The sequence below is a fragment of the Ectopseudomonas guguanensis genome, assembly GCF_900104265.1.
GTDB classification, from domain to species: domain Bacteria; phylum Pseudomonadota; class Gammaproteobacteria; order Pseudomonadales; family Pseudomonadaceae; genus Aquipseudomonas; species Aquipseudomonas guguanensis.
In genome coordinates, this window is sequence record NZ_FNJJ01000003.1 from 149,748 (window position 1) to 168,462 (window position 18,715).

Annotated in this window: 20 protein-coding genes; 2 read left to right on the plus strand and 18 right to left on the minus strand. The window is 64.1% G+C overall.

Annotated elements, in window-relative coordinates:
- Positions 1–55: 55 nt before the first annotated feature.
- From BLS61_RS05445 to fnr, 4 genes are all read right to left on the minus strand, one after another.
- Positions 56–892 (minus strand): metal-dependent hydrolase, encoded by an 837-nt coding sequence (locus tag BLS61_RS05445; protein WP_090428443.1) that lies wholly within the window; start codon positions 890–892, stop codon positions 56–58.
- 222 nt (positions 893–1,114) lie between these two features.
- Positions 1,115–1,930 carry an ion transporter gene (locus tag BLS61_RS05450; protein ID WP_090428446.1) on the minus strand — a complete coding sequence of 272 codons (816 nt, stop codon included), beginning with the start codon at positions 1,928–1,930 and terminating at the stop codon, positions 1,115–1,117.
- A 79-nt stretch (positions 1,931–2,009) separates the two neighbouring features.
- Positions 2,010–2,558 carry an adenine phosphoribosyltransferase gene (locus BLS61_RS05455; RefSeq protein ID WP_090428449.1) on the minus strand — a complete coding sequence of 183 codons (549 nt, stop codon included), beginning with the start codon at positions 2,556–2,558 and terminating at the stop codon, positions 2,010–2,012.
- Between the two features lie 42 nt (positions 2,559–2,600).
- Entirely contained in the window at positions 2,601–3,335 is a 735-nt protein-coding gene (fnr, locus tag BLS61_RS05460; RefSeq protein WP_090428452.1) for a fumarate/nitrate reduction transcriptional regulator Fnr, read from the minus strand.
- Between the two features lie 153 nt (positions 3,336–3,488).
- On the opposite strand from fnr, the gene BLS61_RS05465 reads away from it, so the two are divergent.
- Complete coding sequence (locus BLS61_RS05465) at positions 3,489–3,932, plus strand: hypothetical protein (RefSeq protein ID WP_090428455.1); 444 nt, start codon at positions 3,489–3,491, stop codon at positions 3,930–3,932.
- A 13-nt stretch (positions 3,933–3,945) separates the two neighbouring features.
- Here BLS61_RS05465 and hemN read toward each other — a convergent pair whose 3' ends face one another.
- The 14 genes from hemN to ccoN (BLS61_RS05535) all read right to left on the minus strand — a co-directional run bounded on the left by hemN (position 3,946) and on the right by ccoN (BLS61_RS05535) (position 17,738).
- Entirely contained in the window at positions 3,946–5,328 is a 1,383-nt protein-coding gene (gene hemN, locus BLS61_RS05470) for an oxygen-independent coproporphyrinogen III oxidase (protein WP_090428458.1), read from the minus strand.
- 196 nt (positions 5,329–5,524) lie between these two features.
- Positions 5,525–6,208 carry a sulfite exporter TauE/SafE family protein gene (locus tag BLS61_RS05475; protein ID WP_090428462.1) on the minus strand — a complete coding sequence of 228 codons (684 nt, stop codon included), beginning with the start codon at positions 6,206–6,208 and terminating at the stop codon, positions 5,525–5,527.
- Positions 6,201–6,407: a cbb3-type cytochrome oxidase assembly protein CcoS gene (gene ccoS, locus BLS61_RS05480; RefSeq protein WP_090428464.1), complete on the minus strand. Its 207-nt coding sequence runs from the start codon at positions 6,405–6,407 to the stop codon at positions 6,201–6,203. Before ccoS ends, BLS61_RS05475 begins: the two co-directional genes overlap by 8 nt.
- A 74-nt stretch (positions 6,408–6,481) precedes the next feature.
- On the minus strand, positions 6,482–8,890 hold the full coding sequence (locus BLS61_RS05485; protein WP_090428469.1) for a heavy metal translocating P-type ATPase: 2,409 nt from the start codon (positions 8,888–8,890) through the stop codon (positions 6,482–6,484).
- 8 nt (positions 8,891–8,898) lie between these two features.
- Complete coding sequence (locus BLS61_RS05490) at positions 8,899–9,417, minus strand: FixH family protein (protein ID WP_090428472.1); 519 nt, start codon at positions 9,415–9,417, stop codon at positions 8,899–8,901.
- A 13-nt stretch (positions 9,418–9,430) separates the two neighbouring features.
- Positions 9,431–10,840 carry a cytochrome c oxidase accessory protein CcoG gene (ccoG, locus tag BLS61_RS05495; protein ID WP_090428474.1) on the minus strand — a complete coding sequence of 470 codons (1,410 nt, stop codon included), beginning with the start codon at positions 10,838–10,840 and terminating at the stop codon, positions 9,431–9,433.
- A gap of 161 nt (positions 10,841–11,001) precedes the next feature.
- Entirely contained in the window at positions 11,002–11,997 is a 996-nt protein-coding gene (gene ccoP / locus BLS61_RS05500; RefSeq protein ID WP_090428477.1) for a cytochrome-c oxidase, cbb3-type subunit III, read from the minus strand.
- A complete protein-coding gene (locus BLS61_RS05505; protein WP_090428479.1) occupies positions 11,994–12,182 on the minus strand; it encodes a cbb3-type cytochrome oxidase subunit 3 in 189 nt (62 codons plus the stop codon). Before BLS61_RS05505 ends, ccoP (BLS61_RS05500) begins: the two co-directional genes overlap by 4 nt.
- A 6-nt stretch (positions 12,183–12,188) precedes the next feature.
- On the minus strand, positions 12,189–12,797 hold the full coding sequence (gene ccoO / locus BLS61_RS05510) for a cytochrome-c oxidase, cbb3-type subunit II (RefSeq protein ID WP_090428481.1): 609 nt from the start codon (positions 12,795–12,797) through the stop codon (positions 12,189–12,191).
- Positions 12,797–14,239 carry a cytochrome-c oxidase, cbb3-type subunit I gene (ccoN, locus tag BLS61_RS05515; RefSeq protein ID WP_090428484.1) on the minus strand — a complete coding sequence of 481 codons (1,443 nt, stop codon included), beginning with the start codon at positions 14,237–14,239 and terminating at the stop codon, positions 12,797–12,799. Before ccoN (BLS61_RS05515) ends, ccoO (BLS61_RS05510) begins: the two co-directional genes overlap by 1 nt.
- 346 nt (positions 14,240–14,585) lie before the next feature.
- Positions 14,586–15,512 (minus strand): cytochrome-c oxidase, cbb3-type subunit III, encoded by a 927-nt coding sequence (gene ccoP, locus BLS61_RS05520; RefSeq protein ID WP_090428487.1) that lies wholly within the window; start codon positions 15,510–15,512, stop codon positions 14,586–14,588.
- Positions 15,509–15,685, minus strand: a complete 177-nt coding sequence (locus BLS61_RS05525; protein WP_090428490.1) for a cbb3-type cytochrome oxidase subunit 3 — start codon at positions 15,683–15,685, stop codon at positions 15,509–15,511. The genes ccoP (BLS61_RS05520) and BLS61_RS05525 overlap by 4 nt, the downstream gene beginning before the upstream one ends.
- A 5-nt stretch (positions 15,686–15,690) precedes the next feature.
- Positions 15,691–16,299, minus strand: a complete 609-nt coding sequence (ccoO, locus tag BLS61_RS05530) for a cytochrome-c oxidase, cbb3-type subunit II (protein ID WP_090428493.1) — start codon at positions 16,297–16,299, stop codon at positions 15,691–15,693.
- Positions 16,299–17,738: a cytochrome-c oxidase, cbb3-type subunit I gene (gene ccoN, locus BLS61_RS05535; protein ID WP_090428496.1), complete on the minus strand. Its 1,440-nt coding sequence runs from the start codon at positions 17,736–17,738 to the stop codon at positions 16,299–16,301. Before ccoN (BLS61_RS05535) ends, ccoO (BLS61_RS05530) begins: the two co-directional genes overlap by 1 nt.
- A gap of 101 nt (positions 17,739–17,839) precedes the next feature.
- Between ccoN (BLS61_RS05535) and BLS61_RS05540 the strand changes: the two genes are divergently transcribed.
- Positions 17,840–18,514 carry an alpha/beta family hydrolase gene (locus tag BLS61_RS05540; RefSeq protein WP_244157913.1) on the plus strand — a complete coding sequence of 225 codons (675 nt, stop codon included), beginning with the start codon at positions 17,840–17,842 and terminating at the stop codon, positions 18,512–18,514.
- Positions 18,515–18,715: the final 201 nt, after the last annotated feature.

The following is an 18,715-nucleotide window of genomic DNA, read 5'->3' on the forward strand; positions in this document are numbered from 1 at the left end:
GTCCGCAATCTGCGCACTCGAACGAAAAAGGGCGGCCTGGGCCGCCCTTGGAATATCAGTTACTGAAGCCGAGGCGCTCGCGCCAGCGATTCTCCAGCTTCTCGGTGTCGTGATCCTTGGGATGGAAGCCGGGGCGGTAGTAGTCCAGGTAGGGGCCGATCAGCTTGGTGAAGAAGCCGTTGCGCGGGCCGAACAGTTTCTTCAGGCCGAAGCCCCAGCTGCGCCAGTTGAACAGCTGACCGTCCTTGCGCAGCAGGTGAATCTGGAACCAGCCGATCACGCCGAGGAACATCACGGTGGTCAGCAGCATCACCAGCGTACGGGTGAAGTAACCGCCGTAGACCTTCTGGTACACGTCGTAGCACACCGCCTTGTGCTCGTTCTCCTCGATGGCGTGCCACATCCACAGCTGGTACAGCTTAGGGTCGTTCATCTGCGTGGTGAGGTCTTCGCGCTTGAGCAGTTGCTCGGCCATGGTCGCAGTGAAGTGCTCCAGTGCGCAGGTGGCGGCCAGGCGCTGTTTCTTGGTGCTCAAGCGGGTCGTCCATTCGAGCAGTACCTTGATGCGCAGCTCCAGGCGCTCCAGGTCGATATTGTGCTCGTTGGCATAGTCGTTATAGGCCGCATGCTCCTTGGAGTGCATGGCCTCCTGGCCGATGAAGGCGCTGATGTCCTTCTTCAGCTGCGGCTCGCTGACCTGGTCGCGCACCGCCCGCACGCTGTCGACGAAGAATTTCTCTCCGTAGGGGAACAGCGACGACAGGTTGTTCATGAAGTGGCTCATGAAGGGATCGTCGAAGAACCAGTATTTCGGCGTTTCGGCGAAGCTGAAGTCCATGCGACGAACCGGAAAGCTGGATTTCGGCTGGGGCAGGGTGGCGCTTGCATTCATCGTTCGAGTCCTCTTCTGGGAGTCGGTGCTCCCGATTGTTGTACGGCTCTGGGTGACAACATCGGGGTTGCAGGCGGTTAGCCTCAACGGACCAACTGTGTCAGTGAACGATGTAACTATCGGATTTGGCGGCGCCGGGCGCCGCCAACTTAAGGCGGGTGTGTCGAGTGATCGGCAGAGTCGAAACGGCGGCGCGGGCCCGCCATTTCGATTGGGCAGGGGTCAGGACGCGTTGCGCCGCAGCTCCGCCACTTCGCTGCGCAGTGCTCGCAATTCGTCGAGAATCGCCTGCTCGCGGGCGGCGGCCGCCAGCTCCTCGGCGCTGGGCTCGTGGGTGCTCTGCATGGCGTTGACGATCACCGCGATGAACAGGTTGAGCATCATGAAGGTGGCGATGAGGATGTAGGGCACGAAGAACATCCAGGCCAGCGGGTGCTGCTCCATCACAGGGCGAACGATGCCCATCGACCAGCTTTCCAGGGTCATCACCTGGAACAGGGTATAGAGGCTGGCGCCGATGCTGCCGAACCACTCCGGAAAGCTCTGGCCGAACAGCTGGGTGGCCATCACCGCGGCGACATAGAACACCAGCCCCATCAGCATGACGATGCTGCCCATGCCCGGCAGCGAGGCGAGCAACGCCTGCACCACCTTGCGCATGCTCGGGTTGATCGACACCAGGCGCAGCACCCGCAGTACGCGCAAGGCGCGCAGCACGGCGAAGGGGCCGCTGGCCGGCACCAGGGCGATGCCCACCACCAGGCAGTCGAACACCGCCCAGGGATCGCGCAGCAGACCGATGCCGCGCGCGGTGAAGCGCAGCGCCAGCTCGATGACGAAGCAGGCGAGGATCAGGCTGTCGAGGATCAGCAGCGATTTGCCCCAGTCGGCCATGATCGAGGGCGAGGTCTGCAGGCCGAGAATGGCGGCGTTGACGATGATCAGCAGGGTGATCAGGCGTTGGACGGGCTTGCCGTCCATCAAGGTGCCCAGGCGCTGACGCCAGTCACTGGAGGGATCGAATTCGAGTTCGTGCATGGGAGTCTGGCTATGGCTGTGGTGATGCCGGTCGTGCCGGCTTGAATCGAGAGCCCGCCTGCGCGGCGGGCGTGACGGCTCAGCGATCGTCGAGGGCGAATGCGGTCAGGGTGAGGGTGGGAATGCCCGCGTCCTGCAGCTTCTGCGAACCACCCAGCTCCGGCAGGTCGATGATCGCCGCGGCCTCGAACACGCTGGCGCGCATGCGTCGTACCAGGTTGGCCGCGGCGATCAGGGTGCCGCCGGTGGCGATCAGGTCATCGAAGATCAGCACCGAGTCGCCCTCGCACAGGCTGTCGCTGTGCACCTCGAGGAAGGCCTCGCCGTATTCGGTCTGATAGCCCTCGCTGAGCACGTCTGCCGGCAGTTTGCCCTGTTTGCGGAACAGCACCAGCGGCTTGTTCAGTTCGTAGGCGATGATCGAGCCGATCAGGAAGCCACGGGCATCCATGGCGCCGATATGACTGAACTCGGCCTCGACGTAACGCTGGATGAAGCTGTCGGCGACCATGCGCAGGGCACGCGGCGACTGGAACAGCGGGGTGATGTCGCGAAAGATGACGCCCGGCTTGGGAAAATCCGGTACCGGGCGGATCAGGGTCTTGATGCTGAATTCGTCAAAGATCATCGTGGGGTCCTGAATGCATGAGCCCGCGAGAACCGTGCGAACTCAAACGTCGAGGTTGCCGCCGGCCAATGCGCACAGCTCGATCGGGTCGAGAATGTGTACTTCCTTGCCTTCGGCTTCGAGCAGCTTGTTCTGTTGGAAGCGGGTAAATACGCGAGACACCGTCTCCACCGCAAGGCCCAAATAGTTACCAATTTCGTTGCGTGACATGGCCAGGCGGAACTGGTTGGCAGAGAAGCCGCGGGCGCGGAAGCGTGCGGAGAGGTTGACCAGGAAGGTGGCGATGCGCTCGTCGGCGGTTTTCTTCGACAGCAACAGCATCATCTGCTGATCGTCGCGGATCTCGCGGCTCATGATGCGCATCAGCTGACGGCGCAGCTGGGGCAGTTGCAGGGCCAGGTCGTCGAGGCGCTCGAAGGGAATCTCGCAGACCGAGGTGGTTTCCAGAGCCTGCGCCGAAACCGGGTAGCGTTCGCCGTCGACGCCAGACAGACCGACCAGTTCGCTGGGCAGGTGGAAGCCAGTGATCTGTTCCTCGCCGCCGTCGCTCAGGCTGAAGGTCTTCAACGCACCGGAGCGCACGGCGAACACCGAACCGAAGGCATCACCCTGACGGAACAGGAACTCGCCCTTCTTCAGCGGGCGGCCGCGTTTGACGATCTCGTCCAGCGCGTCCATGTCCTCCATGTTCAGAGAGATGGGCAGGCACAAGGCTGCCAGGCTGCAATCCTTGCAATGGGCTTGATGCTGCGAACGCAGCTTGACGCTCTCGGACATCGTTGGGCTTCCTGGATATACACGCAATGCTTGTAAGGTTACCGCAGGCTCGGGGTGGCGGCCAGCCATATGCAGACTGACCGAGCGCTCAAGTTCAGGCCTGCGGCGCCGATGCAGACTGTAGAACCATAGTCCAAGACAGGGAACGGCGCGATGCGTATCCAATCCGGCGGCCCGCTGAGCAATCTCGCTCAGGGCGTTCAGCGACAATTCAGCGCAGTCGAGCGCAGCCCCGAGGAGGTGCGCGAGGGCCTGCGCGTTAGCCTGTCCGAGCTGGGCAGGAGCATGTCGGCCAAGCCCGACAGGAACGAGGATATCGACAAAAGCGAGTTGCCCCAGGCGATCAAGGACCTGCTCAAGATGATTCGCGAGTTGCGCGCGCAGATCGCCGAGAAGCAGGCGCAGATCGACGCCCTGATGCGCGACCAGGGCCTCGATCCCGAGGCCAAACGCCTGCAGCTGGAGTCGCTGCAGACCGAGCTGGCCTCGCTCAATGGCGCCCTGGCTTCGGCCAACGCCAATCTGGTCAAGCTGATGCGCGAGAATGGCCTTTCCAGCGAGCAGATGCAGGCGGCGACCACGCTGGCCATGAGTTGAAGCGCGCCCCTGTTCAGATCACCCGCGAGAAGCGCTGGCGCAGCTGATCGTTGAGATAACGGTCGAACAGCATGCACAGCGAGCGCACCAGCAGGCGTCCGGCCGGGCGCACCTCGATACCCGCCGCACTCAGCTCGATCAGGCCGTCGCGATGCAGCTGCTCCAGCTGTGGCCAGAGCGCCGCGAAGTATTGCGGAAATACCACGTCGTAGGCCTGTTCGATGTCGGCGAAGCGCAGCTGGAAATGGCAGATCAGCTGCTGGATCACGGCGCGGCGCAGACGATCGTCAGCATTGCAGTGCAGGCCGCGGCGCGTCGCCAGCTGACCGTTGCCCAGGGTCTGCTGATAGCTGGCGATATCGCTGTCGTTCTGGCTGTAGAGATCGCCGATCTGGCTGATGGCCGATACCCCCAGGCCGATCAGGTCGCAGTGGCCATGGGTGGTGTAGCCTTGGAAGTTGCGCTGCAGGGTGCCTTCTTCCTGGGCGATGGCCAGTTCGTCGTCGGGCAGGGCGAAGTGGTCCATGCCGATGTAGCGATAACCGGCGCGCTTCAGTTGCTCGATGCTGGCCTGCAGCATGGCCAGCTTGTCGGTCGGGCTGGGCAGGTCGTCACTGCTGATGCGCCGCTGCGGCATGAAACGCTCGGGCAGATGCGCGTAATTGAACAGCGACAGGCGGTCCGGTTGCAGGGCGATGACTTCGGCGACGGTGCGGGCGAAGCGTTCCGGCGTCTGCTTGGGCAGGCCGTAGATCAGGTCGATGTTCACCGAGCGGAACTGCAGCGTGCGCGCTGCCTCGACGATGGCGCGGGTTTCTTCCAGGGTCTGCAGGCGATTGACCGCGCGCTGCACCTCCGGGTCGAGGTCCTGCACGCCGAGGCTGACGCGGTTGAAGCCCAGCTCGCGCAGCAGGCCCATGGTCGACCAATCGGCCTCGCGCGGGTCGATCTCGATGCTGTAGTCGCCGGAGTCGTCGTCGAGCAGGTTGAAGTGCTGGCGCAGGTGCTGCATCAGGCGGCGCAGTTCGTCGTGGCTGAGGAAGGTCGGCGTGCCACCGCCGAAATGCAGCTGTTCGATCGGCTGGGTTCTGTCGATGTGGCGGCTGATGATCTCGATTTCCCGCTCGAGCTTTTCCAGATAGGGCAGGGCGCGGCCGCGATCCTTGGTGATCACCTTGTTGCAGGCGCAGTAGTAGCAGATGTGCGCGCAGAACGGCACGTGCAGGTACAGCGACAGCGGACGCCTGGCCTTGCGGCTGTCGCGTAGTGCATGCAGCAGGTCGAAGGGGCCGATATCGTCGTGAAACTGCACGGCGGTCGGGTAGGAGGTATAGCGCGGGCCGGCGAGATCGTAACGGCGGATCAGGTCGGCATCCCACTGGATGGCGTCTTGCATGGGAAATAATCCTGGACAGGCTGTGCGGCCAGTCTAGGGATGCGAGCGGGTGGTGGCCTTGACTTGAATCAACCGGAGGGCCTCAGGCGGCAAGCTGCAGGCAAGAGCGAAAAAAGCTTCACCCTAGCCGGTAGTGGCGTAGCCTGAAGCCTGAAGCCTGAAGCCTGAAGCCTGAAGCCTGAAGCCTGAAGCCGCTCTAATGCCCCATCAGCCAGTGCTGGTGCGGGCCAGGCAGGGTCCAGATGCCGAACAGGATGACCAGCAGGCCGCCCGCCATGCGTACGCCGCGTTTGCGCAGCACGGCGGTGACGCGCTCGGCCGCCAGCCCGGTAGCCAGCAGCACCGGCCAGGTGCCCAGGCCGAAGGCCAGCATCAGCAGGGCGCTGTCCAGTGCATTGCCCTGGCTGGAGGCCCACAGCAGCGTGCTGTAGACCAGGCCGCATGGCAGCCAGCCCCAGAGGCCGCCGAGCACCAGGGCGCGCGGCAGGCTGCTGACCGGCATAAAGCGTCGCGTCAGCGGTTGAATGTGGCGCCACAGGCCGCGGCCCAGTGCCTCGATGCGGGTCAGGCCACTCCACCAGCCGGCCAGGTACAGGCCCATGGCGATCAGCAGCAGTGCCGCCAGCGTGCGCATCACCACCTCGGCCTTACTGCCGGCGATAGCCCAGCCGGCCAGGCCCAGGAGCAGGCCGGCCAGGCTGTAACTGAGAATGCGCCCGAGGTTATAGGCCAGCAGCAACTGCAGGCGCCTGCCGCGTCGCTCCGGCGGAATTGCCAGGGTCAGGGCGCCCATCAGCCCGCCGCACATGCCCAGGCAATGGCCGCCGCCGAGCAGGCCGAGAATCAGCGCCGACACCAGCAAGGGCGCCAGTTCAGGCATCGGGTTTGTCCTGCTTGCTCTGCTCTTCTGCCTGTTCGATGCCGGCCTTGTGCAGCGGGTCTTCGTCGTCGAACAGGATGCTGTGGGCCGGCCCGTCCAGGTCGTCGTACTGGCCGCTGTCCACCGCCCAGAAGAACAGCCAGATGGCGAAGCCGACCAGGGCGATGGCGACGGGAATCAGGATGTACAGGGCGGACATGCGGTCTCCAGAGGGGCATCTGAGTAGGAGCGAGCTTTGCTCGCGAACTGCTTCTTCGCGAGCAGAGCTCGCTCCTACGTGTTCGGGGTGCGGCTCAGGCGCAGCGCATTGAGCACCACCAGCAGCGAGCTGAGCGACATGCCCACGGCCGCCCAGATCGGTGTGATCCAGCCCAGGGCGGCGAAGGGCAGTACCAGGCCATTGTACAGGGTTGCCCAGGCCAGGTTCTCGATGATGATGCGCCGCGTGCGCTTGGCCAGTTTCAGGCCGTCGACCAGGCTGCCCAGGCGGTTGGACAGCAGTATCGCGTCGGCGCTGGTTTTCGCCAGGTCTGAGGCCGAGCCCATGGCCACGCTGATATCGGCGGCGGCCAGCACCGGTACGTCGTTGACCCCGTCGCCAAGCATCAGCACGCGTCGTCCTTCTCCGTGCAACTGCTTGAGCACCGCCAGCTTGGCATCCGGGGTCAGGCCGCCACGGGCATCGTCGATGCCGAGCTGACGGGCGACCTCGCCCACCATCGGCGAGCTGTCGCCGGACAGCAGGTGGATGTTCCAGCCGCGGGCGCGCGCAGCGGCGATCAGGTCGGGCGCGTCTTCGCGCAGGCGGTCGTCGAGGACGAACCAGGCCAGCGGCCCCTGCTCGTCGCCCAGCAGCAGCCACTGGCCGTGCTCGCCGACAAGCGGCGGCACGCTCTGGTCGCTCAGGGCGCAGACGAAGCCGGCTTCGCCGATGCGCAGCAGGCGACCGTCGACGCTGCCCTGCAGGCCCTGGCCCGGATGGCTGTCGACGGATTGCGCGGCACGGGGCGCCTGGCTGAAGGCGCGTGCGATGGGGTGCTCCGAGCGGTTTTCCAGCGCAGCGGCCAGCGCCAGGCAGGCACCCTCGTCAAGATCGCGTAGCGGATGGATGGCCTTGAGGGTCAGGCGGCCTTCGGTCAGTGTGCCGGTCTTGTCCAGCACCAGGGTGTCGATCTGGTTGAGCCCCTCGAGTACATGGCCGCGGGTCAGCAGCATGCCCAGTCTGTGCAGGCTGCCGGTGGCGGTGGTCAGCGCTGTCGGCGTGGCCAGTGCAAGGGCGCAGGGGCAGGTGGCCACGAGCAGGGCAAGCACCACCCAGAAGGCGCGACTGGAGTCTATTTCCCACCAGGCGAAGCCGACCACGGCGGCGGCGATCAGAATGAACAGCAGGAACCATTGCGAGACACGGTCGGCGATTTCCGCCAGACGCGGCTTCTCGCTCTGCGCTCGTTCCAGCAGGCGCACGATGGCCGACAGGCGGGTGGCATCGCCGAGTGCCTGCACTTCGATGGTCAGCGGGCCTTCGACATTCAGCGTGCCGGCGGTGACGCCGTCGCCGATGCCGCGCGGCTGCGGCAGGTATTCGCCGGTGAGCAGCGATTCATCGACGCTGGACTGGCCGGCGAGGATCAGGCCGTCGGCCGGAATCAGCGAGCCGGGCTGCACCAGCACCCGTTCGCCGAGGCGCAGTTCGCTGAGCAGGATGCGCTGGCTCTGGCCGTCGGCCTCCAGGCGCAGGCAGGAGGCCGGCAGCAACTGCACCAGTTGTGCGGTCGCCGCAGCGGTGCGCTCGCGTGCTCGTCGTTCCAGGTAGCGGCCGGCAAGCAGGAACAGGGCGAACATGCCCACGGCATCGAAATACAGCTCGCCCTGGCCGGTGATGGTCGACCAGATGCCGGCCACGTAGGCAAGGCCGATGGCCAGCGAGACCGACACGTCCATGGTCAGGTGGCGGGTGCGCAGGTCGCGCAGGGCACCGCGGAAGAACTGGCCGCAGCAATAGAAGACGATGGGCGTGGTGAGAAACAGGCTGGTCCAGCGCAGGATCTTGTCCAGTTCCGGCGACAGGTCGATGTTGAATTCCGGCCAGGTGGCCATGGTCGCCATCATCACCTGCATCCACAACAATCCGGCCACGCCCAGTTCGCGCATGCGCCGGCGGTTTTCCGCAGCCAGGCGCTCGGCGGCCTCGTCGGCGCGCCAGGGATGGGCGGCGTAACCGATGCGGCGCAGCTCGGCGAGCAGTTTGCTAAGGGGGATGTGGCTGTCCTGCCAGCGTACCTGCAGGCGGTGGTTGGACAGGTTCAGGTGCGCCTCGGCCACGCCCGGCACGCCTCGCAGATGCTTCTCGATCAGCCAGCCACAGGCGGCGCAACTGATGCCTTCGATGAGCAGCTGGGTTTCGCTCAACTCGCCCTGATGCTGGACGAAGGGTTGCTGCACGTCGCTGCGGTCGTACAGGGCCAGTTCGTCAGGCAGCGCCTGTGGCAGCGCCTGCGGGTTGGCCGAGTTCTCGCTGCGATGGCTGTAGTAATGCTCCAGCCCCCCGGCGACGATGGCTTCGGCCACGGCCTGACAGCCGGGGCAGCACATTTCGCGGGTCGCGCCGAGCACTTCGGCGTGAAAGGCGCTGCCGGCAGGCACCGGCAGGCCGCAGTGGTAGCAGGGAGTAGGGGCGGGCATTGGCAGGGTCAGTAGGAGGGGTTGTCACCGATCAGGATGGTCTGGCCATCGGTGATGTTCTCTTCCTCGAACAGACGCCAGTTCTGGCTGCCTTCCTGGCCGAGCAGTTCGACGAAACGGCGACCGCTGACCGCGTCGAGCATCTGCCCGCGATACTGGCCGTCGGCAGCCGGCTGCAGGATGACACGGCGGTCGCGCTCCGGCTGGGTGGGCGAGATCAGGTTGAGGACGATCTGCTGCGGCTTGCTGTTGCCTTGCAGCGACAGGCTGGCGACACCGGTGGTGTTGTCCAGCACCAGTTCGCCGTGCAGTTGCAGGCGCTCGGCCAGTTTCTCGCGTTCCAGCGACTGGTTGATGCCCTTGCCGACGTCGTAGTAGTCATCGGAGATCAGCCCCGGCGGGTTCTTGGTGGCGATGGTGAGCAGGGTCAGGCCCTGCACCACGGAATAGCCCAGCAGGAACAGGATGAACCAGGGCCAGAACTGCTTGTACCAGGGTTTGACTGGCGATGGATTTTGCTCGGACATGCTCTTTCCGTTGTCAGCGGACGCTTGGGCCGATGAAGCGGCTGTCGGCGTCGTTCTTGATACTGGGGTCATCCGCCGATTGTACGTGGAAGACGATGTTGTTGGCGCTCGATGGCAGTTTTTCCGGCGCGATGGACAGTTCCACCGGGAAGGAATACACCTCGCCTGCGAGGGCACGCACCTCGCGCTTGCCCTCGTAGACCAGGCCGTCGAGACCGTCGGCAGTGATCATGTAGGTCATGTCGCGTTGCGCCTTGTTCATGATCTTCAGGGTGTAGACGTTCTCGATATGGCCGCGCTCGTTCTCGCGGAACAGCACGCGGTCCTTGAGTACGTCCAGCTCCACCAGCGGCCGGGTGGCCACGGCCCAGGCGAACAGGCCGATCATGGCCACCAGCGCGACAGCGTAGCCGATCAGGCGCGGGCGCAGCAGGTGGGTCTTGCGTCCGGACAGGTTGTGTTCAGTGGTGTAGCTGATCAGGCCCTTGGGATAGTTCATCTTGTCCATGATGTCGTCGCAGGCATCGATACAGGCGGCGCAGCCGATGCATTCGATCTGCAGGCCGTCGCGGATGTCGATACCGGTGGGGCACACCTGTACGCACATCTTGCAGTCGATGCAGTCGCCCAGGCCCTGGGCCTTGTAGTCGGCGTCCTTCTTGCGCGGGCCGCGCTTCTCGCCGCGACGCGGGTCGTAGGAGACGATCAGGGTGTCCTGGTCGAACATCACGCTCTGGAAGCGCGCGTAGGGGCACATGTAGATGCACACCTGCTCGCGCAGGTAGCCGGCATTGCCGTAGGTGGCCAGGGTGAAGAAACCAATCCAGAAATAGGCCCAGCCACTGGCCTGGCCGGTGAATATCTCGATCACCAGCTCGCGAATCGGCGTGAAATAGCCGACGAAGGTGATCGCGGTGAGCAGCGAGACGCCGACCCAGATACCGTGCTTGGCCGCCTTGCGTCCCAGTTTTGCGCCGCTCATGGGCTGCTTGTCGAGCTTCATGCGCTGGTTGCGGTCACCTTCGGTGACCTTCTCGGCCCACATGAACACCCAGGTGAACACGCTCTGCGGGCAGGTGTAGCCGCACCAGACGCGGCCGGCGAACACGGTGATGAAGAACAGGCCGAAGGCGCAGATGATCAGCAGCCAGGACAGCAGCATGAAGTCCTGTGGCCAGTAGGTAGCGCCGAAGATATGGAACTTGCGCTCCGGCAGGTTCCACCAGACGGCCTGTCGACCGTCCCAGTTCAGCCACACGGTGCCGAAGAACAGCAGGAAGAGGAGGGCGCCGCCGGCGAGTCGCAGATTACGGAACAGGCCGGTGAACGCGCGGGTGTAGATCTTCTCGCGGCTGGCGTAGAGATCGACGCTGGCGTTCTTGGCAGGAGGGGTGACGTCCTGGACGGGAATCTGTTCGCTCATCAATGCGTACCAAAGCGGTGGATTGGCAGCCCGGGCCGATGCGTGCCGGCCTGGGTCAGTTCACGGTTGCCATATGGTACGCCTGAAAGACAACGCCCGGGTGCGACCAGCGGTCGCGTCCCGGGCGTTCATTGACCCTTGTCAAAGGAGTCGTTTTGCGATTACTGCTCTTGGGTCTTGTGCGACAGGCTGTACACGTAGGCGGCCAGCAGGTGCACCTTGTCGTTGCCGAGGAATTCTTCCTGGGCCGGCATGTTGCCGTGACGACCGTAGCGGATGCTCTGCTGCAGCTGCGCGTAGCTGCTGCCGTAGATGAACGCTGCCGGGTTGGTCAGGTTCGGTGCGCCCATGGCCGGGGTGCCCTTGCCGTCGGCGCCGTGGCAGGCGAAGCAGGTACCGGCGAAGACCTTCTGGCCTGCTTCGATATCGGCTTCCACGCCTTCCGGCAGTTCGCGGCCGCCCAGTTGGGTCAGCACGTAGGCAGCGACGTTGCGCACGCCGTCTTCGCCGATGGCCGGGCCTTGAGCAGGCATGGCGCCCTGGCGACCCTTGAGGATGGTGGTCTTGATGGTTTCCGGCTCGCCGCCCCAGCGCCACTCGTTGTCGGTCAGGTTGGGGAAGCCGTAGCTGCCCTTGGCGTCGGAGCCGTGGCAGACCGAGCAGTTGGAGGCGAACAGGCGGCCACCCATTTTCAGGGCCTGCGGGTCCTGCGCGACTTCTTCGATCGGCATGGCAGCGTACTTGGCGAACAGCGGGCCGTACTGCTCGTCGGCGCGCAGCATCTCCTTCTCCCACTGGTGCACGCCGGTCCAGCCGGCATGACGCACTTCACCACCGGCAACCTGCACGCCAGCCGCGAAGGGGGTCTTGTTTTCGCTGTCGAGGTAATCGTAGCCAGGCAGCAGGCCTTTCCAGTTACCCAGGCCCGGGTACAGGGCCAGGTAGCCGAGGGCGAAGACGATGGTGGCGACGAACAGCATGAACCACCACTTCGGCAGCGGGTTGTCATACTCCTCGATGCCGTCGAAGCTGTGGCCGACGGTTTCCTCGGTGGTCTCCTGGCGCTGGCCCTTGCGGGTGCCGAAGATCAGCCAGGTCAGGGCGAAGATGGTGCCCAGAGACAGAATGGTTACGTACCAACTCCAGAACGTGGTCATTGGTTATTGCTCCTGGAAGAGTCCTGATCGCTCTTGGACTCGGGCTTGGGATCGTCGGCGAAGGGCAGGTTGGCGGCTTCGTCGAAGCTCGATTTGCGCTTGCTGCTGTAGGCCCAGAGCACCACGCCGATGAAGGCGATGAAAACCACCGCCGTGCCGATGCCGCGAATCATCCCGATGTCCATAGCGTCTTACCGTTTGTTCTTGATGGAAGTGCCGAGCACCTGCAGGTACGCGATAAGCGCGTCCATTTCGGTGTTGCCTTTCACGGCATCGCGGGCGCCGGCGATATCCTCGTCGGTGTAGGGGATGCCGAAGCCACGCATGACTTCCATCTTCCTGGCGGTGTCGCGACCGTCGAGCTTGTTCTCCACCAGCCAGGGGTAGGCGGGCATCTTCGACTCAGGCACGACGTTGCGCGGGTTGTACAGGTGGGCGCGATGCCACTCGTCCGAGTAGCGGCCGCCGACACGGGCCAGGTCCGGACCGGTACGCTTGGAGCCCCACAGGAAGGGGTGATCCCAGACGCTTTCACCAGCGACGGAGTAGTGACCGTAACGCTCGGTCTCGGCGCGGAACGGGCGGATCATCTGCGAGTGGCAGCCTACGCAGCCCTCGCGGATGTAGATGTCGCGACCTTCCAGTTGCATGGCGGTGTAGGGCTTGAGGCCTTCCACTGGCTCGTTGGTGACGTCCTGGAAAAACAGCGGGACGATCTGGGTCAGGCCACCGATGCTGACGGCAATCACCATCAGCAGCGCCATCAGGCCGATATTCTTCTCGATGATTTCGTGTTTCATCAGTGAGCTACTCCGGCGGGAATCTGCGCAGCCGCTTCGTATTCAGCCGGCTTGGCGGCACGCACGGTGCGGTAGGTGTTGTAGGCCATCAGCAGCATGCCGGTAACGAAGAAGGCGCCGCCGATCATGCGCACGACAAAGCCTGCATGGCTGGCTTCCAGCGCTTCGACGAAGGAGTAGGTGAGGGTGCCGTCTTCGTTCACCGCACGCCACATCAGACCCTGGGTGATGCCGTTGACCCACATCGAGGCGATGTACAGCACGGTGCCGATGGTAGCCAGCCAGAAGTGCGCGTTGATCAGGCCGATGCTGTGCATCTGCTCGCGGCCGAACACCTTGGGAATCAGGTGATACAGCGAGCCGATGGAGATCATCGCGACCCAGCCGAGGGCGCCGGCATGCACGTGGCCGATGGTCCAGTCGGTGTAGTGGGACAGGGCGTTGACGGTCTTGATGGCCATCATCGGGCCTTCGAAGGTCGACATGCCGTAGAACGCCAGGGACACCACCAGGAAACGCAGGATCGGGTCGGTGCGCAGCTTATGCCAGGCGCCGGACAGGCTCATCATGCCGTTGATCATGCCGCCCCAGCTCGGAGCCAGCAGGATGACCGACATGGCCATGCCCAGGGACTGTGCCCAGTCCGGCAGGGCGGTGTAGTGCAGGTGGTGCGGACCGGCCCAGATGTACAGGGTGATCAGCGCCCAGAAGTGCACGATGGACAGGCGGTACGAGTAGATCGGACGCTCGGCCTGCTTGGGTACGAAGTAGTACATCATGCCCAGGAAGCCGGTGGTCAGGAAGAAGCCCACGGCGTTGTGGCCGTACCACCACTGGATCATCGCGTCGGTCGCACCGGCGTAGGCCGAGTACGACTTGAACAGGCTCACCGGCATGGAGGCACTGTTGACGATGTGCAGCATCGCGGTAACCAGGATGAACGCCCCGAAGAACCAGTTACCCACATAGATGTGCTTGGTCTTGCGCTTGACGATGGTGCCGAAGAACACCACCAGGTAGGTGATCCAGACGATGCCCAGGAGGATGTCCACCGGCCACTCGAGCTCGGCGTATTCCTTGGAGCTGGTGTAGCCCATCGGCAGGGTGATCACCGCGAGAACGATGACCGCTTGCCAACCCCAGAAGGTGAAGGCAGCCAGACCGTCGGAGATCAGGCGCGTCTGACAGGTGCGCTGGACCACGTAGTACGAGGTCGCGAACAGTGCGCATCCGCCGAAGGCGAAGATCACCGCGTTGGTGTGCAGCGGGCGCAGACGGCCGAAGCTGGTCCACGGCAGGCCCAGGTTGAGTTCTGGCCACACGAGTTGTGCGGCGATGAACACGCCTAGACCCATCCCAATGACCCCCCAGATCACCGTCATAATGGCGAACTGGCGGACCACCTTATAGTTATAAGCAGTCTGACTGATTGCTGTGCTCATGCTAGGGGTTCCACGGTTAATGGAGTTTTATGGGGCAAAAATCGGCGGCAAGTATGGAGAAAGCAGGTAGCCATTGCAACGCAACGTGCCGACGCGAATAGGGTTGCAGAGGCTTTCGCGGGGTCTGCGAACCGACCCGGGAAAGTGCTCTGGCAGCTTTTGGCGCAACCAGTTTGCGCAGCGCTAAGAAAGGATCGCCTTGGAGTTGTGACAGATGGCGACTGAAACGCAGCTTAGCCCAAATCAAGGAATTCGTCGGGCTACTGGTCGGCAGGTGCGACACTGAGTCGCACATATATAAGGAGGGACCGGCGACCCTGATCGGGTCGCCGGTACGGCGCGGGAATTACTTGCTTTCGCCTTGGCTCAGCTTGAGCACGTAGGCGGCCAGCAGGTGGGCCTTGTCGTTGCCGAGAAAGTCTTCCTGGGCCGGCATGTGGCCGCTGCGACCATAACGGATGGTCTGCTGCAGCTGGGTGAAGCTGCTGCCGTAGATGAAGGCGCTCGGCTGGGTCAGGTCAGGTGCACCCATTGCCGCAGTGCCCTTGCCGTCGGCACCGTGGCAGGCGAAGCAGGTGCTGGCGAAGATCTGCTGGCCGGCGGCGATATCGGCCTCGCTGCCTTCCGGCAGTTCGCGACCACCTAGCCGGGTCAGCACGAAGGCGGCGACGTTGCGCACGCCATCTTCGCCGATGGCAGCGCCTTGCGGCGGCATCATGCCGTGGCGTCCCTTGAGGATGGTGGTCTTGATGGTCTCCGGCTCGCCGCCCCAGCGCCAGCTGTTGTCGGCCAGGTTGGGGAAGCCATAGCTGCCCTTGGCGTCGGAGCCGTGGCAGACCGAGCAGTTGGAGGCGAACAGGCGACCGCCCATTTTCAGCGCGCGCTCGTCCTTGGCCACTTCCTCGATGGGCATGGCGGCGTACTTGGCGAAGATCGGGCCGTACAGCTCATCGGCACGATCCATCTCGCGCTGCCATTGGTTGACCTGGGTCCAGCCGTCCTCGTAGCCCGGCAGCAGGCCCTTGAAGTTGCCAAGGCCCGGATAGAGCAGCAGGTAGGCCGCGCCGAACACCAGGGTGCCGACGAACAGCATGAACCACCACTTCGGCAGTGGGTTGTCGTACTCCTCGATGCCATCGAAGGCGTGACCCATGGTCTGCTCGGTCGGGTTCTTGTGCACTTCGCTCTTGCGGGTGGCGAAGATCAGCCAGAACAGCGCGACCATCGTGCCGACGGTGAGCAGGGTGACGTAGATGCTCCAGAAGGCTGTCATGCTTCATTACTCCAGACATCGGGCTTGTCGTCGGCGAACGGCAGGTTGGCCGCTGCGTCGAACGCTTCGCGGCGATCGCCGCTATAGGCCCAGAAGGTGACTGCGGTGAAGGCGATCAGTACCAGTGCGGTACCCAAACCGCGCAACGTACCCACATCGATGAACTCGATCATGGCGCTTACCTCCTGTTCTTCACGGCGGTGCCGAGCACCTGCAGGTAGGCCACCAGGGCGTCCATCTCGGTCTTGCCCTTGACGGCGTCACCGGCTGCGGCGATGTCATCGTCGCTGTAGGGCACGCCGAGTGTGCGCAGCGCGCTCATCTTCCTGGCGGTGTCCTTGCCGTCGAGGCTGTGCTCCACCAGCCAGGGGTAGGCGGGCATGATCGACTCGGGCACGACGTTGCGCGGGTTGTACAGGTGGGCGCGATGCCACTCGTCCGAGTAACGGCCGCCGACGCGGGCCAGGTCCGGGCCGGTACGCTTGGAGCCCCACAGGAAGGGGTGATCCCAGACGCTTTCGCCGGCGACGGAGTAGTGGCCGTAACGCTCGGTCTCGGCGCGGAACGGGCGGATCATCTGCGAGTGGCAGCCGACGCAGCCCTCGCGGATGTAGATGTCGCGGCCTTCCAGTTGCAGCGCGTTGTACGGCTTGAGGCCATCGACCGGCTCGTTGGTGACGTCCTGGAAGAACAGCGGGACGATCTGGGTCAGGCCGCCGATGCTGACCGCGAGGATCATCACCAGCGCCATCAGGCCGATGTTCTTCTCGAGAATCTCGTGTTTCATCAGTGGGCTCCTTCTACCGAGAACTGCGCAGCGGCTTCCATCTCGGTCGATTTGGCGCTACGTACGGTCAGCCAGACGTTCCAGGCCATCAGCAGCATGCCGGCGAAGAAGATGGCGCCGCCGATCACCCGCACCACGAAGCCGACATGGCTGGCTTCCAGCGCTTCGACGAAGGAGTAGGTGAGGGTGCCGTCTTCGTTGACTGCGCGCCACATCAGGCCCTGAGTGATGCCGTTGACCCACATCGAGGCGATGTACAGCACGGTACCGATGGTGGCCAGCCAGAAGTGGCTGTTGATCAGGCCGATGCTGTGCATCTGCTCGCGGCCGAACACCTTGGGAATCAGGTGATACAGCGAGCCGATGGACACCATGGCAACCCAGCCGAGGGCGCCGGCGTGTACGTGACCGATGGTCCAGTCGGTATAGTGGGACAGGGCGTTGACGGTCTTGATGGCCATCATCGGGCCTTCGAAGGTCGACATGCCATAGAACGCCAGGGAAACGACCAGGAAGCGCAGGATCGGGTCGGTGCGCAGTTTGTGCCAGGCACCGGAGAGGGTCATCATGCCGTTGATCATGCCGCCCCAGGAGGGCGCCAGGAGGATCAGCGACATCACCATGCCCAGGCTCTGCGCCCAATCCGGCAGGGCGGTGTAGTGCAGGTGGTGCGGGCCGGCCCAGATGTATACCGCGATTAGCGCCCAGAAGTGGACGATGGACAGGCGGTAGGAATAGACCGGGCGACCGGCCTGCTTGGGCACGAAGTAGTACATCATCCCCAGAAAGCCGGCGGTGAGGAAGAAGCCCACGGCGTTGTGGCCGTACCACCACTGGATCATCGCATCGGTCGCCCCCGCATAGAGCGAGTAGGACTTGGTCAGGGTGACCGGAATTTCCAGGTTGTTGACCACGTGCAGAATGGCCACGGTGAGGATGAACCCACCGAAGAACCAGTTGCCCACGTAGATGTGGCTGACCTTGCGCTGCATCACCGTGCCGAAGAAGACGATGGCGTAGGAGACCCAGACGACGGTGATCAGGATATCGATCGGCCATTCCAGTTCGGCGTATTCCTTGGAGCTGGTCCAGCCCAGGGGCAGGGTGATGGCCGCGAGCAGAATCACCAGTTGCCAGCCCCAGAAGGTGAAGGCAGCCAGCTTGGGCGCGAACAGCGTGGTCTGACTGGTGCGTTGCACCGCGTAATAGCTGGTGGCGAACAGGGCGCAGCCACCGAAGGCGAAGATCACCGCATTGGTGTGCAGCGGGCGCAGACGGCCGAAGCTGGTCCACGGCAGGTTCAGGTTCAGTTCAGGCCAGGCCAGCTGGGCAGCGATGAATACGCCGAGTCCCATGCCGACGATGCCCCAAACCACCGTCATAATGGCGAACTGGCGAACCACCCTGTAGTTGTAGGCGCAGCGGGTTGTTGTGTTCATGTCTGGGTTTCCATCCACGGTTATGGCAGAGCGGCCGATAACCGTGGCGGCCGCAGGCATGAGCAAGCCACGGACACCACGGATATCGACGCGAGGCAAGCATGAGCAAAGGGCCATCTGGGTTTATTGACGCCGGTCAATGTGAGCAGGGGCTACCCTGGTTGTGGGACGAACCGCCGCAGGGGGCGCAGGCCACGCTGATCCTGGCCCATGGCGCGGGCGCGCCGATGGACAGTTCGTTCATGCAGGCCATGGCGCAGGGCCTGGCGGCACGTGGCGTGCGTTTGGTGCGCTTCGAGTTCGCCTACATGGCGCAGCGCCGCGTGGATGGGCGCAAGCGCCCGCCCAATCCGCAGGCGCAACTGCTGCAGCAATGGCGCGAGGTGCATGCCCAGGTGCGCCAACGGGTCGCAGGGCCGCTGGCCATCGGCGGCAAGTCCATGGGCGGGCGCATGGCCAGCCTGCTGGCCGACGAGCTGGGCGCCTCGGCGCTGATCTGTCTGGGCTACCCGTTCTATGCCGCCGGCAAGCCGGAGAAGCCGCGCGTCGCCCATCTCGCCGAGCTGCATACGCCGGCGCTGATCATCCAGGGCGAGCGCGATGCCCTGGGCAATCGCGAGGCCGTCGCCGGCTACCACCTGTCAGCGGCTGTCACGCTGCACTGGCTGCAGGCGGCCGACCATGATCTCAAGCCGCTCAAGGCTTCGGGCTTGACCCATGAACAGCACCTGGAGACGGCCGCCGAATCGATCACGGCGTTTCTTCGCGCGAACTGACGCAACGCCAGGCCCGAGCGGGCGCCTCGGTAGCCAGGATGAAAGCCGTGCCTGCGGCATGGCCGCGCGCTTTCATTCGGATACCTTTTCATGAGCGGAGCGCACCGAAAAGCGGTTGCGCTCGACCGGGCGGTCACGCAATGTGACAGCTGAGTGTCCTGCGCCGCCACAGCAGTACCGTGGCGGGCTTCTTGAGGCGCT

Excerpts from the sequence above, each read along its gene's own strand:
- hemN (WP_090428458.1), bottom strand. The coding sequence starts at position 5,328 with ATGCAAGACGCCATCCAGTGGGATGCCGACCTGATCCGCCGTTACGAT.
- BLS61_RS05490 (WP_090428472.1), bottom strand. The coding sequence starts at position 9,417 with ATGTCCGAGCAAAATCCATCGCCAGTCAAACCCTGGTACAAGCAGTTC.
- ccoP (WP_090428477.1), bottom strand. The coding sequence starts at position 11,997 with ATGACCACGTTCTGGAGTTGGTACGTAACCATTCTGTCTCTGGGCACC.
- ccoP (WP_090428487.1), bottom strand. The coding sequence starts at position 15,512 with ATGACAGCCTTCTGGAGCATCTACGTCACCCTGCTCACCGTCGGCACG.
- BLS61_RS05465 (WP_090428455.1), top strand. The coding sequence starts at position 3,489 with ATGCGTATCCAATCCGGCGGCCCGCTGAGCAATCTCGCTCAGGGCGTT.
- BLS61_RS05540 (WP_244157913.1), top strand. The coding sequence starts at position 17,840 with ATGAGCAAAGGGCCATCTGGGTTTATTGACGCCGGTCAATGTGAGCAG.
- BLS61_RS05450 (WP_090428446.1), bottom strand. The coding sequence starts at position 1,930 with ATGCACGAACTCGAATTCGATCCCTCCAGTGACTGGCGTCAGCGCCTG.
- BLS61_RS05445 (WP_090428443.1), bottom strand. The coding sequence starts at position 892 with ATGAATGCAAGCGCCACCCTGCCCCAGCCGAAATCCAGCTTTCCGGTT.
- BLS61_RS05485 (WP_090428469.1), bottom strand. The coding sequence starts at position 8,890 with ATGCCCGCCCCTACTCCCTGCTACCACTGCGGCCTGCCGGTGCCTGCC.
- ccoN (WP_090428496.1), bottom strand. The coding sequence starts at position 17,738 with ATGAACACAACAACCCGCTGCGCCTACAACTACAGGGTGGTTCGCCAG.
- BLS61_RS05525 (WP_090428490.1), bottom strand. The coding sequence starts at position 15,685 with ATGATCGAGTTCATCGATGTGGGTACGTTGCGCGGTTTGGGTACCGCA.
- fnr (WP_090428452.1), bottom strand. The coding sequence starts at position 3,335 with ATGTCCGAGAGCGTCAAGCTGCGTTCGCAGCATCAAGCCCATTGCAAG.
- BLS61_RS05455 (WP_090428449.1), bottom strand. The coding sequence starts at position 2,558 with ATGATCTTTGACGAATTCAGCATCAAGACCCTGATCCGCCCGGTACCG.
- ccoS (WP_090428464.1), bottom strand. The coding sequence starts at position 6,407 with ATGTCCGCCCTGTACATCCTGATTCCCGTCGCCATCGCCCTGGTCGGC.
- ccoG (WP_090428474.1), bottom strand. The coding sequence starts at position 10,840 with ATGAGCGAACAGATTCCCGTCCAGGACGTCACCCCTCCTGCCAAGAAC.
- BLS61_RS05505 (WP_090428479.1), bottom strand. The coding sequence starts at position 12,182 with ATGGACATCGGGATGATTCGCGGCATCGGCACGGCGGTGGTTTTCATC.
- BLS61_RS05475 (WP_090428462.1), bottom strand. The coding sequence starts at position 6,208 with ATGCCTGAACTGGCGCCCTTGCTGGTGTCGGCGCTGATTCTCGGCCTG.
- ccoO (WP_090428493.1), bottom strand. The coding sequence starts at position 16,299 with ATGAAACACGAGATTCTCGAGAAGAACATCGGCCTGATGGCGCTGGTG.
- ccoN (WP_090428484.1), bottom strand. The coding sequence starts at position 14,239 with ATGAGCACAGCAATCAGTCAGACTGCTTATAACTATAAGGTGGTCCGC.
- ccoO (WP_090428481.1), bottom strand. The coding sequence starts at position 12,797 with ATGAAACACGAAATCATCGAGAAGAATATCGGCCTGATGGCGCTGCTG.